13 protein-coding genes are annotated in these 13,102 nt (G+C 75.9%); 7 read left to right on the forward strand and 6 right to left on the reverse strand.

The genetic code is table 11. The features are described from left to right. Positions 1-127: 127 nt before the first annotated feature. The 3 genes from hutH to hutI are packed head-to-tail and all read left to right on the forward strand — an operon-like array spanning position 128 to position 4,847. The gene (gene hutH / locus FB00_RS01545) at positions 128-1,765 is read left to right on the forward strand and encodes a histidine ammonia-lyase (RefSeq protein WP_082140844.1); all 1,638 of its coding nucleotides are present in this window, start codon (positions 128-130) and stop codon (positions 1,763-1,765) included. 29 nt (positions 1,766-1,794) lie between these two features. Continuing rightward, a complete protein-coding gene (hutU, locus tag FB00_RS01550) occupies positions 1,795-3,471 on the forward strand; it encodes a urocanate hydratase (RefSeq protein WP_047231036.1) in 1,677 nt (558 codons plus the stop codon). Continuing rightward, entirely contained in the window at positions 3,471-4,847 is a 1,377-nt protein-coding gene (hutI, locus tag FB00_RS01555; protein WP_082140845.1) for an imidazolonepropionase, read from the forward strand. The genes hutU and hutI overlap by 1 nt, the downstream gene beginning before the upstream one ends. 102 nt (positions 4,848-4,949) lie before the next feature. Here hutI and FB00_RS01560 read toward each other — a convergent pair whose 3' ends face one another. Genes FB00_RS01560 through FB00_RS01570 form a run of 3 tightly spaced genes read right to left on the reverse strand, consistent with a single transcriptional unit; the run spans position 4,950 to position 7,103 of the window. After that, positions 4,950-6,002 (reverse strand): arginase family protein, encoded by a 1,053-nt coding sequence (locus FB00_RS01560; protein WP_047231037.1) that lies wholly within the window; start codon positions 6,000-6,002, stop codon positions 4,950-4,952. 37 nt (positions 6,003-6,039) lie between these two features. After that, on the reverse strand, positions 6,040-6,417 hold the full coding sequence (locus tag FB00_RS01565; protein ID WP_047231038.1) for a DUF1304 family protein: 378 nt from the start codon (positions 6,415-6,417) through the stop codon (positions 6,040-6,042). Further along, positions 6,414-7,103: a maleylpyruvate isomerase family mycothiol-dependent enzyme gene (locus FB00_RS01570; protein WP_082140846.1), complete on the reverse strand. Its 690-nt coding sequence runs from the start codon at positions 7,101-7,103 to the stop codon at positions 6,414-6,416. Before FB00_RS01570 ends, FB00_RS01565 begins: the two co-directional genes overlap by 4 nt. A gap of 91 nt (positions 7,104-7,194) precedes the next feature. Between FB00_RS01570 and FB00_RS01575 the strand changes: the two genes are divergently transcribed. Continuing rightward, on the forward strand, positions 7,195-7,635 hold the full coding sequence (locus FB00_RS01575; protein WP_047231040.1) for a MarR family winged helix-turn-helix transcriptional regulator: 441 nt from the start codon (positions 7,195-7,197) through the stop codon (positions 7,633-7,635). 10 nt (positions 7,636-7,645) lie between these two features. Here FB00_RS01575 and FB00_RS01580 read toward each other — a convergent pair whose 3' ends face one another. Then, entirely contained in the window at positions 7,646-8,545 is a 900-nt protein-coding gene (locus FB00_RS01580; protein ID WP_052877354.1) for a universal stress protein, read from the reverse strand. A 213-nt stretch (positions 8,546-8,758) separates the two neighbouring features. On the opposite strand from FB00_RS01580, the gene FB00_RS01585 reads away from it, so the two are divergent. Further along, a complete protein-coding gene (locus FB00_RS01585) occupies positions 8,759-9,490 on the forward strand; it encodes a response regulator transcription factor (RefSeq protein WP_082140848.1) in 732 nt (243 codons plus the stop codon). A 145-nt stretch (positions 9,491-9,635) separates the two neighbouring features. Next, positions 9,636-10,109: a pyridoxamine 5'-phosphate oxidase family protein gene (locus tag FB00_RS01590; protein ID WP_197088709.1), complete on the forward strand. Its 474-nt coding sequence runs from the start codon at positions 9,636-9,638 to the stop codon at positions 10,107-10,109. Positions 10,110-10,127: 18 nt separating this feature from the next. On the opposite strand, the gene FB00_RS01595 is transcribed toward FB00_RS01590, so the two are convergent. Beyond that, entirely contained in the window at positions 10,128-11,315 is a 1,188-nt protein-coding gene (locus FB00_RS01595) for a GAF domain-containing sensor histidine kinase (protein WP_186008847.1), read from the reverse strand. 198 nt (positions 11,316-11,513) lie between these two features. On the opposite strand from FB00_RS01595, the gene FB00_RS01600 reads away from it, so the two are divergent. Further along, entirely contained in the window at positions 11,514-12,296 is a 783-nt protein-coding gene (locus FB00_RS01600; protein ID WP_047231044.1) for a tetratricopeptide repeat protein, read from the forward strand. Positions 12,297-12,519: 223 nt separating this feature from the next. Here FB00_RS01600 and FB00_RS01605 read toward each other — a convergent pair whose 3' ends face one another. Next, the gene (locus FB00_RS01605; protein ID WP_047231045.1) at positions 12,520-13,092 is read right to left on the reverse strand and encodes a hypothetical protein; all 573 of its coding nucleotides are present in this window, start codon (positions 13,090-13,092) and stop codon (positions 12,520-12,522) included. Positions 13,093-13,102: the final 10 nt, after the last annotated feature.

Genomic DNA, 13,102 nt, shown 5'->3' on the forward strand with positions numbered 1-13,102 from the left:
AACGACCCCCGTGTCGTGCTCGACGGCGGGCAGGGTCGTGCTCGACCGGGAGGATGCGTCTGGGATCCCAGACTGAACTGCCGTCGCGGGCCTGTCGGCTCGGCGTGCGGCGGTGTGTGCTGGCGGCATGGCAGCCACGACGCACTCCCCGGTCGACCCCGGCCCGACGGCGGTCCTCGCCCCCGACCCGGCCCGCGCCGCGCGCGTGGTCGTCGTCGGCGACGGCCCGCTGACGATCGACGACGTGGTCGACGTCGCGCGGCACGGCGCGCGCGTCCGGCTCGCGGACGCGGCGGTCGAGGCCATGGCGGCGAGCCGCGCCGTCGTGGAGGGGCTCGCGGACGACGACCGCCCGCACTACGGCGTCTCGACCGGGTTCGGTGCGCTCGCGCGGCGGCACATCCCGGTCGAGCGGCGCGCGCAGCTCCAGCTCAGCCTCGTGCGGTCGCACGCGGCGGGGTCGGGGCCGGAGGTCGAGTGCGAGGTCGTCCGCGCGCTGCAGCTCCTGCGGCTCGCGACCCTGGCGACCGGACGGACCGGGGCGCGCCCCGTCGTCGCGCAGACGTACGCCGCGATGCTCGACGCGCAGGTGACGCCCGTGGTGCGCGAGTTCGGCTCGCTCGGCTGCTCGGGCGACCTCGCGCCGCTCGCGCACGTGGCGCTCGCGGCGCTCGGCGAGGGCGAGGTCCGGGACGCGACCGGCGCGCTCGTGTCCGCCGCCGACGCGCTCGCCGCGGCGGGGATCGCGCCGCTCGCGCTGCGCGAGAAGGAGGGCCTCGCGCTCATCAACGGCACGGACGGCATGCTCGGCATGCTCGCCCTCGCGCTGCACGACCTGCGGTTTCTGCTCACGACGGCCGACGTCGCGGCGGCGGCGAGCGTCGAGGCGCTGCTCGGCTCGGACGCGCCGTTCGCGGCCGACCTCGTGGCGATGCGGCCCCACCCCGGCCAGGCGGCGTCGGCCGCGAACCTGCGCGCGCTGCTCGACGGCTCGCCCGTCGTGGCGAGCCACCGCACGCTCGACGCCGACGGCCGGCCCGAGTGCACGCGGGTGCAGGACGCGTACTCGCTGCGGTGCGCGCCCCAGGTGCACGGCGCGGCGCGCGACACGCTCGACCACGCGACCGCCGTCGCGCGCCGCGAGCTCGCGGCGGCGATCGACAACCCGGTCGTCACGGTGGACGGGCGCGTCGAGTCGAACGGGAACTTCCACGGCGCGCCGGTCGCGTACGTGCTCGACTTCCTCGCCATCGCGGCGGCCGACGTCGCGAGCATGAGCGAGCGCCGCACGGACCGGTTCCTCGACAAGGCCCGTAACGAGGGCCTGCCGCCGTTCCTCGCCGACGACCCGGGCGTCGACTCCGGCCTGATGATCGCGCAGTACACGGCGGCGGGGATCGTCTCGGAGCTCAAGCGGCTCGCGGTGCCGTCGAGCGTCGACTCGATCCCGTCGTCGGCCATGCAGGAGGACCACGTGTCCATGGGCTGGGCCGGGGCGCGCAAGCTCCGCCGCGCCGTCGACGGGCTGGGCCGCGTCCTCGCGATCGAGCTGCTCACCGCGACGAGGGCCCTCGACCTCCGCTGCGCCCCGGGTGGGTCGCGCCCCGCGCAGGGGACCGGCGCCGTGCGCGACCTCGTGCGCACTGCCGCCGCGGGACCCGGACCGGACCGCTACCTCGCGCCCGAGATCGAGGCCGTGACCCACCTCGTCGCGACGGGTGCCGTGACCGCGGCGGCGAGCGCCGCCGTCGGGCACCTGGCCTGACCGCCCGACCCCGAAGGAGCGAGACGACCATGACCCACGAGCCGACCCACCGCCTCGGCACGCCCGTCCCGGTCCGCGCCCCGCGCGGCACGACCCTCACCGCGCGGTCGTGGCAGACCGAGGCGCCGCTGCGGATGCTCATGAACAACCTCGACCCGGAGGTCGCGGAGCGGCCCGACGACCTGGTCGTCTACGGCGGCACCGGCCGGGCGGCGCGCGACTGGCCGAGCTACCACGCGATCGTCCGCACGCTCACGACGCTCGCGGACGACGAGACGCTCCTCGTGCAGTCGGGCAAGCCGGTCGGGGTGCTGCGGACGCACGAGTGGGCGCCGCGCGTGCTGCTCGCGAACTCGAACCTCGTGGGGGACTGGGCGACGTGGCCCGAGTTCCGGCGGCTCGAGGCGATGGGCCTGACGATGTACGGGCAGATGACGGCGGGGTCGTGGATCTACATCGGCGCGCAGGGCATCCTCCAGGGCACGTACGAGACGCTCGCCGCGGTCGCCGCGAAGCGGTTCGGGGGGACCCTCGCCGGGACGCTCACGCTCACCGGCGGGTGCGGCGGCATGGGCGGCGCGCAGCCGCTCGCGGTGACGCTCAACGGCGGGGCGTGCCTCGTGGTCGACGTCGACCGGTCGCGCCTCGACCGGCGCGTGCGCGAGCGGTACCTCGACGTGGTCGCCGACGACCTCGACGCCGCGGTCCGGCTCGTCGAGGACGCGCGGCGCGAGCGCCGGGCGCTGTCGGTAGGCGTCGAGGGGAACAGCGCGGTCGTGGTCCCCGAGCTTCTGCGGCGCGGCGTCGAGGTCGACGTCGTCACGGACCAGACGTCGGCGCACGACCCGCTCTCGTACCTCCCGGTCGGGGTGCCGGTCGAGGAGTGGGCCGACTACGCGGCGGCCAAGCCCGACGAGTTCACCGACCGCGCGCGCGAGTCCATGGCGCGGCACGTCGAGGGGATGGTGGGCTTCCTCGACGCGGGCGCCGAGGTGTTCGACTACGGCAACTCGATCCGTGACGAGGCGCGCCGCGGCGGGTACGACCGGGCGTTCGACTTCCCCGGGTTCGTGCCCGCGTACATCCGGCCCCTGTTCGCGCAGGGCAAGGGCCCGTTCCGGTGGGCCGCGCTGTCGGGCGACCCGCGCGACATCGCCGCGACCGACTCCGCCGTGCTCGACCTGTTCGACGACGACCACCTCCACCGCTGGATCCGCGCCGCGCAGGAGCGGGTCGCGTTCCAGGGCCTGCCCGCGCGCATCTGCTGGCTCGGGCACGGCGAGCGCGACCGCGCGGGCCTCGCGTTCAACGACCTCGTCGCGTCGGGCGCGGTGCGCGCTCCGGTCGTCATCGGCCGCGACCACCTCGACGCCGGGTCGGTCGCGTCCCCGTACCGCGAGACGGAGGCCATGGCCGACGGCTCCGACGCGATCGCCGACTGGCCGCTGCTCAACGCGCTCACGGCCGCGTCGTCGGGCGCGACGTGGGTGTCGATCCACCACGGCGGTGGCGTCGGCATGGGCCGCTCGATCCACGCGGGCCAGGTGTCCGTCGCGGACGGGACACCCCTCGCCGCGGCGAAGCTCGCGCGCGTGCTCTCCAACGATCCGGGCCTCGGCGTGCTGCGCCATGTCGACGCCGGGTACGACGACGCCGTCGCCGCGGCCGAGCGCGGCGGCCTCCGCGTCCCGACGCGGGAGTCCTGATGTCTCACCCCCCGGTGCCGAACCCGGGGTCGTTCCCCACGGGCGGCCGATCCTGGGGAGCGATCCCGGGCTCGGCAGCGTCCGGGTGGGGAGCGATCCCGGATTCGCCAGGCGGATCGACGCTCCTCACCGGGATCGGCGAGCTGACGACCAACGTGCCCGGCGGGGCCGGCACGGGTGACGGCGACCCGACCGGGTTGGTGACCGACGCCGTCGTGCTGCTCGACGGCGGCCGGGTCGCCTGGGCGGGGCCGGCCCGCGAGGCGCGGGACGCCGTCGGGCGCGCGCTCGACGGTCGCGCGCCGGACGTCACGGTCGACGTGGGCGGGCGCGCGGTGATCCCCGGGTTCGTCGACTCGCACACGCACCTCGTGTTCGCGGGCGACCGCGCCGCCGAGTTCGAGGCGCGCATGGCGGGCCGCCCGTACGAGGCGGGCGGCATCCGCTCCACCGTCGCGGCGACGCGCGCGGCGCCCGACGACGTCCTGCGGGCAGGCCTCGCGCGGCACCTCGACGAGGCGGCCCGGCAGGGCACGACCACGGTCGAGGTGAAGAGCGGCTACGGGCTCACGGTCGCCGACGAGGAGCGGTCCGTGCGGCTCGCGCGCGAGGTGACCCCGGAGGTGACGTTCCTCGGGGCGCACGTCGTGCCGGCGGAGCTTGCCGGGCGCGCGGACGCGTACGTCGACCTCGTGTGCGGCGACATGCTCGCCGCGTGCGCGCCGCACGCGCGGTGGGTCGACGTGTTCTGCGAGACCGGCGCGTTCACGCCCGAGCAGTCGCGCCGCGTCCTCGAGGCCGGCGCCGCAGCGGGCCTGGGCGTGCGCGTGCACGCCAACCAGCTCGGGCCGGGAGAGGGTGTGCGCCTCGCCGTCGAGCTGGGCGCGGCCGCCGTGGACCACTGCACGTACCTCACCGACGCCGACGTCGCGGCGCTCGCCGGGTCGTGGACCGGCAGCGGGGCGTGGCCGGACGGGGCGTCGGGAGCGGTCGCCGGGACCGTGGCGACCCTGCTCCCCGGCGTGGAGTTCTCCACGCGCCAGCCCTACCCCGACGCGCGACGCCTTCTCGACGCGGGCGCCGTCGTCGCGCTCGCGAGCGACTGCAACCCCGGGTCGAGCTACACGTCGTCGATGCCGCTGTGCGTCGCCCTCGCCGTCCGCGAGATGCGCATGACGGTCGCCGAGGCCGTCTGGTCCGCGACCGCGGGCGGCGCCCTCGCGCTGCGCCGCGACGACGTCGGGCACCTCGCCCCCGGCGCGCGGGCCGACGTCGTGCTGCTCGACGCCCCGAGCCGCACCCACCTCGCCTACCGCCCGGGCGTCCCGCTCGCCGCCGCGGTCTGGAAGGACGGCGTCCGCCTCCCGGCGGGCTGAAGCCCACCCGCCGAGCGGGTGATTCTGGCGTGCCTCGACCGCGTGAGGGACCACGACCTCCGGTTCGCCCGACCAGGATCGCCTGGTCGGCCGACTGGCCCCCTACACCTGCACGGGCTCCGGGCCCGGCACGCGGAGGGCGAGGCCGGCGGCGAGCTCGAGGACGCAGAGGGCGGCGAGGCGGACGGTGCGGCCGTCGGGGGCGTCGGCGGTGGCGTCGACCTCGACGATGTCGGCAGTGCGGAGACGCTCGTCGACCGCCGCCGCCCGGACGAGGGCGCGCAGCTCCCACGCCGTGATGCCGCCGGGGACGCTCGCCGGGCACCCGGGGGCGACGGACCGGTCGCACACGTCGACGTCGACGTCGAGGTGCACCGGCCCGCCCGCGGCACCGGCGATCTCGAGTGCCGCCCGCATCACGTCCTCCGGGCCGCGCCGGCGCAGCTCGTCGACGTGCACGACCGTGATCCCGAGCTCGACCGCCCGGCGCGCGTACTCGGCCGAGTTGGCGAAGTCCGCGATGCCGACCTGCACGACCCGCCGCGGGTCGAGACCGGCCTCGACCAGCCGCCGCACGGGCGACCCGTTCGACACGCCGTCGCGCAGGTCGTGGTGGGCGTCGAGGGTGACGAGGCCGGCCGTGCCGAGGTCGTCGCCCCACGCGCCGAGCGCCGTCGCGACGGTCACGGAGTTGTCGCCGCCGAGCGCGACGAGCAGGCGCGCGCGCTCCAGCGATGCGCGGACCGCCGCGCGCGTCCGCGCCTCGCCCTCCGCGCCGTCGGGCTCGTCGACGTCGCCGACGTCAGCGAACGCGAGGCGCGAAAGGTCGACCGGCCCGGCACGGCCCGACGACGCTCCTCGCTCGCTCCCGACAGCCCCCGTCGCGGCCGGTCCGGTCGCGGCGGCGGGCCGCACGCGGGCGGAGGGCCCGTCGTCGGGCAGGGGACGGTCGGGAGCGAGCGCGGGGCTGAACCGGCGCAGCGCGTCGCGCACGGCAGCGGGGGTCGCGTGCGCGCCGGTGGGGGAGAGCGAAGTGCGCCAGGCCGGGACGCCGAGGATCGCGACGTCGACGTCGGTGTCCCCGCCGAGCGGGGGCCAGTCGCCCGCCCGGGGCCAGGAGGGGTCGTGGGACAGGGGCTGCGCGGCGCTGCTCACCCCTCGACCGTAGCAACGCGCCGGGTGGCGGGAACCGTCAGGACGCGAGCGTCGCGACGAGGGTCGCGAGCCCGAAGCCGGACTGACCGAGGGTCCCGGTCCACAGGCGGTGGTCGGAGACCCACAGCACGACCCCGCCGAGCGTCATGAAGCCCGCGGTGTACAGGACGAGGGTGCGGCCCTCGTCCACGAGGCCGTTCGCCGCGAGCACGACCCCGAGCACCGTCCCGGCGCCGAGGAACATGTTGTAGAAGGCGACGTTGAACGCCCAGAGCGTGACCTCGGGCGGCGAGAAGCGCTTGCGCAGCAGGAACTGCTGGGCCCAGGGCCGGTGGAAGAAGAAGGCCTCGACGACCCCGACGCCGACGTGCAGCACGCCGGCGGCGACGGCGAGGACCTGGGCGAGCGTGCTCATGGGAGCTCCTCCTGGTCGTGCGGCGCGAACGAGCGGGCGAGGCGGCGGGCGCCGTCACCGTCCAGGAGGGCGAGGGCCGCGGGTCGCCCGGTGAGCAGCAGGAGGAGCGCGGTCATGGTGCCGGTCACCTGCTGGCCCTCGCCGCGCTGCCAGGGCACGTCGACGGCGGCGAGGCGGAACCCGGCGAGGCGCCGCCGGGCGCGGAAGGGGAACGACACCGCCCACACGCGCTCGGCCGCCTCGCGGGAGGCGAGCGGCGGTGCGGGGAGGTCGATCCCGAGCGCGACGGCGACGTCCTGGGCGTGGACGAGCGCGTCGACGAGCGCGACGTGCGGGGTGGTCCCCGGCGCGAGGCGACGCGACCCGACGGCCGCGCGCAGGGCGGCGAGCACCTCCTCGCGCGGGCGTTCCCCGGCCTCGCGCGTGAGGAGGTCCATCATCCCGTCGAAGCTCGCGCGGCCGCGGACGAGCGCCCGGGCGAGCCCGCGGGCGAGCGCCGCGCGCGAGGAGGTGGGGGCGAGGGTGAGGTGGGCCGCGACGTCGTGGACGCGCCATCCCGTGCACAGGCTGGGGCGCTCCCAGTCGGCGGGGTCGAGACCGGCGACGAGGTCCACGAAGGAGGCCCGGGCGGTCGCGACGGCCGCCCACACGTCGTCCTCCGTCATCCAGTAGTCGGGTGCACTCATGGGAGCGCCTCCAGAACTGATACGATGATCTGACTACTTTAGTCAGTCGGGCTGACGATGGTCAACCCCTCGACACCCCACGGAGGCGCCCGTGAGCGAGCAGGACGAGCTCAACACCGGGCTGCTCCTGTTCATCCCGTACCGCGCGCTCGAGCTGCGGGTCTACACCGCGGTCCGGGAAGCGGGGTTCGACGACGCGACGCCCGCACAGCTCCGCGTGTTCCAACGGGTCGGGCCGCACGGCACGCGCCTCACCGAGCTCGCGGAGGCGGCCGAGATCACCAAGCAGACCGCGGGGTTCCTCGTCGACCAGCTCGAGGCAGCCGGATACGTCGAGCGCGTCCCCGACCCGGCCGACCGCCGTGCGCGGCTCGTGCGCGTCACGGCCCGGGGGGAGGCGGCGTCCCGCGTCGCCGCGGCGGAGCTCGCGCGGGTCGAGGCGGAGTGGACCGCGCACCTCGGGGCGCGCGGCATGGCGTCGCTGCGGCGTCAGCTCGCGCGCCTGCGCGAGATCACCGACCCCTGGGCGTAGGGCGTCCGGCCTACGCCTTCTCGGCGTGCACGACGGCGACCGGGTGCGTCGCGTGGTGCAGCACCTGCTGGCTCACGGAACCCAGGACCATGCCGCGCAGGTCGCCCCGGCCGCGCGAGCCGACGACGGTCAGCGCGGCTCCCGCCGCGGCCTCCCGGATCGCGACGGACGGCTCGCGGTCCACGACGAACGTCTCGACGAGGACGCCGTCGTGCTCGGAGGTCCGCACCCGCGCGAGCGCCGCCTCGACGGTGCGCGACGCCTCGGCCCGCGCGTCGCGCTCGGCCGCGGTGTAGAACGACGGGTTCTCCTCCCACAGGGGCCCCACCGGCAGCCGCCACGCGCACACCGCGACGACGCGCGACCGGGCGCGGGCCGCCTCGTCGAGCGCGAACCGCAGCGCCGCGTCGCCGTGCACGGACCCGTCGACGCCGACCACGACGTCGGTCGTGCGCTCGGCGCGGTCCACGACGGGCGGCACGACGACGACCGGCACGGGCGAGCGTGCGGCGAGCCGCGTGCCGACGGACCCGAAGAACATGGAGCCGACGGAGCCCAGGCCGCGCGACCCGACGACGACGAGGTCGGCGTCCTTGGCCTCGTCGAGCAGCGCCTCCGCGGGCGGGCCGGAGCGCAGGGTGGTGCGCACGGGCACCGTGGGGTCGACGTGGGCGGCGCGCTCCGCGGCGGCCGACAGGATGGGCCCGGCGATCTCCCCGAGCTCCTCGACGCTCGGGTAGTACGCGCCCCCGACGAACGGCGTCGCGACCACCGGCACGTAGGCGACGTGCAGCACGCGGAGCTGGGCGCCGCGCCGCGCCGCCTCGCGCACGGCCCAGTCCAGGGCCTTGCCGCTCGTCGCGCTGCCGTCCACACCGACCAGCACGACCTGCTGCGTCGATCCGCTCACGGTTCCCACCTCGGTCCTCGTCCCCTTCGCGGCGGGTGTCCTCCCGCCGCCTGCACACCTCCTGGATACTCCCCGGGACCGGGCGTGCGCACCCTGCGACCGCCACTGCGCGCGGGGACCCACGGCTCCAGGTCGCGGGACGAAGGTCCCGCACCTGCGGCGGCACACCCACGCGCGCGCGAGAATCCGCCCCCGACGGGCTACGTTGAGGGCATGGGCTCTCCCCACCCGATCCGTGTGTTCCTGCTCGACGACCACGAGGTGGTCCGCCGTGGCGTCGCCGCGCTGCTCGAGGCGGCCGGTGACATCACCGTCGTCGGCGAGGCCGGCACCGCCGCCTCCGCGCTCGCGCGCATCAAGGCGACGCGACCGGACGTCGCGATCCTCGACGTGCGCCTGCCCGACGGCTCCGGCGTCGAGGTGTGCCGTGAGGTGCGCTCCGAGCTGCCCGAGGTCGGCTGCCTCATGCTCACGTCGTTCGCCGACGACGAGGCGCTGTTCCAGGCCGTGCTCGCCGGCGCGTCGGGGTACGTGCTCAAGCAGATCCACGGGTCCGACCTCGTGGGCGCGGTCCGCACCGTCGCCGCGGGCGGCTCGCTGCTCGACCCGGCGAGCACCGCGCGCGTGCTCGAGCGCCTGCGCCGCGCCGCGGACGAGATCCCGGACCGGCTCGAGGGCCTGTCCCAGCAGGAGCGCCAGATCGTCGCGCTCATCGGCGAAGGGCTGACGAACCGCGAGATCGGCAAGCGCCTCTACCTCGCGGAGAAGACGGTCAAGAACTACGTCTCGCACGTCCTCGCGACGCTCGGGCTCCAGCGGCGCACCCAGGTCGCGGTGCTCGCGACCGAGATGCGCCAGGAGGAGGCGACGCGCCAGGGCGGCACCCCGGGCGCGGGCGCGCCGGCGGGGGACCGGCAGCACGGTGGCCAGCCCTTCCGTCCCTGACGGCGGCACCGGGGCCGTGCGTCCCGGGGGGCCCGAGGGCTCGTCGCCGGACGGACCGGGGGCCGACGGCGAGGGTCCGGGCGACCGCGCGGCGTCGGGACCTTCGGCTCTCGCCGATCTGACACCGCGGCGCGACGATGTGGAGATGGACACAGTCGAGCGGACCGGGACAGGGGCACCGGTGTCGGGTGCGGGGGCCATGACGGCCGAGCGCCCGCGCGCCTCGGCAGGGCTCTCGGAGCTCACGCCGGAGGAGAGCTACGCGCTCCTCGCGACCGTCCCCGTGGGCAGGATCGTCTACACCGACCACGCGCTGCCGGCGATCCAGCCGGTGAACTTCGTCCTCGACGGTCCGGACGTCGTGTTCCGAACCGCCGAGGGGTCCAAGCTCGCCGTCGCCGCGAGCCGGGCGGTCGTCGCGTTCGAGGTGGACCAGTTCGACGCCGAGGCACGCTCCGGCTGGTCCGTCGTGCTCGTCGGCCGCACGTTCGAGGTCACCGAGCCGGTGGAGCGCGCACGGCTGCTCGCCCTCCCGCTCGTGACGTTCGTGCCCGGCGTGCGCGACCGCGTCATCAAGGTCGTCCCGCGCATCGTCACCGGGCGGCGGATACTGCGCTGAGGCGGCCCGGGCGACGGGTCAGACGAGCGGCACCCACCACTCGAGGCACGTGCCGCCGTCGGGCAGCGCGGTCGCGGTGCTCGACCCGCCCAGCGCCGCCGCGCGCGCCTGCATGTTCCGCAGCCCCGAGCGGCGACCGCCGGGCTGGATGCCCACGCCGTCGTCCGTCACCGTGAGGCGCGCCTCGTGCGCGGTCACGGAGAGGTGCACGACGACGTGGCTCGCCTGCGCGTGCCGGGCCACGTTCGTCAGGGACTCGCCGAGCACGACGACGAGCTGGTCGGCGACCTCGGCGGGCAGGCTCGGGCCGCCGTCGGACACGCCCGCGCCCGAGCCCTCGGCCGCGACCTCGACGCTCACCTCCGGGGCGAAGCCCAGGACCGTCGTCGCGGCCTCCGCCTGGGCGCGGAACCGGTCCTCGATCGACGGCGCGTCCGGGTCGGTCGCCGTGTGCAGGGCGAAGATGGTCGAGCGGATCTGCCGGATCGTCTCGTCGAGGTCGGAGACGGTCTCCTCGATGCGGGTCCGCGCGTTCGGGTCGGCGACGAGCGGCTGCACGCTCATGAGCGTCATCGCCGACGCGAACAGGCGCTGGATCACCACGTCGTGCAGGTCGCGCGCGATGCGGTCGCGGTCCTCGAGCACGCCCACCTGCTTGGCGCGCCCGTAGAGCCGCGCGTTCTCGATCGCGACGCCCGCGGCCGCGGCGAGCGCGATGACGGCCGCCTCGTCCTCGGCCGTGAACTCCGTCGTGGAGTCCTCGCCGCCCGCCCCGGGCACCCGCTTGTCCGTGAGGTACAGGTTGCCGAACACCGTCTCGCGCACCCGGACCGGGACGCCGAGGAACGTGTGCATGGGCGGGTGACCCTCGGGGAAGCCCGCGGACCGGACGTCGTCGGCGATCTCCGGGACGCGGATGGGCTCGGGGCGGTCGATCAGCTCGCCGAGCAGGCCCTCGCCGTGCGGCCAGTGGTCGATCGCGGCGACCTCGTCGTCCGAGAGCCCCAGCGGGATGAACTGCGCGAGGCGCTCGCGGCCCGAGGCGTCGAGCACGCCCAGCGCGCCGTACCGGGCGCCGGTCAGCTCCATGGCCGCCTCGACGATGCGCCGGAGCACCTGCGGGAGGTCGAGGTCGCTCGTCACCGCCACGACGGCGTCCAGCACGCGTTGCCCGGCGGTGGCCGGCAGGTCCGTCGTTCCGCTCACCCGAGCCAGTCTCCCAGACGCCGGGCCCCCGGCGGCACCCGGCCCGACGTGGAGGTGTGACGTGGGCGACACCCGCGCGCTATCGTGCGTCCACATCTCGGGACGTCCGTCGCCGTCCTGCCGGTCGCTCACCGCAGCCGGCCCGGCGCGAGCCGACCGAGGCCGTCGACGCAGGGGGCCGAAGGGACGCGGTGCCGCATGCCGACCACCGACCAGAGCGCGGGCCCCGCCACGGCGACCGCGCTCGCCGACCTGCGGGCCGCCGTCGGGCACCTGCACCCCGACGACCCCGCGGAGCTCGTCGCCATCGCCGACGACCTGCGCACCCTCGGCAGTCCCGCCGCCGCGGTGCCGTTCTACGAGTCGGCCGTCGAGCACGGCGTCCCGGGGGCCGTGTACCGGTTGGGGGTCGCGCACCACGAGGCCGGCGACGCCGCCGAGGCGTTCCGCTGCTTCGAGCTCGCGGGGCTCGCGGGCGACGTCCTCGGCGCGTTCATGGCCGCGCAGGTCGCGACGGAGCGCGGCGACCTGCACGCCGCCCGGCGGTGGTACGAGCAGGCGCAGGACGTCGAGGGCGCCTCCGTCCGGCTCGCGCAGGTGCTCGTCGAGCTGGGGGAGCGGGACGCCGCGGACGACCTCCTCGTCGCGACGTCGGGCGAGAGCTGGGAGGCGGCCGTCGAGCTGGCGCGCAGCGGCACACTCTCGGGTGACGACGCCGTGGCGCTCCTCGAGGGCTGGGCGCAGGCAGGCGAGGCGCGCGTCGCGGCGGCGCTGGCGGACCTCTACGTCCGTGCCGGCCGCGCCCTCGACGCGGAGGACCTGCTGGAGCAGGCGGCGCTCGTGGGCGAGCCGACCGCACGCACGAGCCTCGGCGTCCTGCGGCTGCGGGCCGGCCGGGTCGCCGAGGCCATGACGCTCTGGAGCGAGGCCGCCGCGCAGGGCGACCCCCAGGCGGCGGAGCTGCTCGCGCGCTTCGGCTGAGCACGGGCACGGGTGCAGACAGAAAGGCGCCCGGCGGGCGACCCGCTCCGTCGAGCGTCGGTCGCCCTGCCGGGCGCGGAGGGGCGGGACGTGCGGGTGGTCTCCCCACCGCCCGCACGTCCCTCTTCCCCCGGGAGCGACTCCCTGCAGCGACGGCCTCAGAATCGTCGCGCGGTATCGGTCGCCCCGTAGGCCCGCCGCACACGGCGGGCTGTCGGAACCGTCAGACCAGCCAGGCGTTGCGCTGGACGAACGGGATCTTCTTCCACGTCTTGCCGAGGCCGAGCACGCTGCCCGCCCCGAGGAGCGTGAGCGCGATGATCGTCAGGGCCATCGTGATGTGGTCGTCGATGATCGGGTTGGTCACGAGCGGGAGCTCGGCCAGGTACATGAGCAGGAGCAGGAGCGTGCCGCTCACCGAGGCGACCCGCATGCCGATGCCCAGGATGAGGGCGAGCCCGATGCCGAGCAGGCCGACCATGAACAGCACGTCGATGAACGCGTTGCCGGCCAGGCCGCTGAAGAAGCCCGAGAACGTGCCCTCGAGGTTCGACAGGAAGCCGGTGGTCGGGCTGTTCCCGTTGATCCACGACCGCTCGGCGGGGGTCGCGAACCCGAGTCCGAACGTCTTGTCGAGGAACGCCCAGAGGAAGTAGAAGCCGATCACGATCCGCAGGACGCCGAGGACGACCTGGGTGTGTCGCGGAGCACGCTCCGCGAGGCTGAGGGTCTCCGGCTCGCTGCCTTCGACCGTGGGGAGCGGCGCGTTGGCGTTCCGCTCGATCGTCCCCTTCATCACTGTCCCC

The sequence above is a fragment of the Cellulosimicrobium funkei genome, from assembly GCF_001019615.1.
In the GTDB taxonomy this organism is placed as follows: Bacteria; Actinomycetota; Actinomycetes; order Actinomycetales; family Cellulomonadaceae; genus Cellulosimicrobium; species Cellulosimicrobium cellulans_E.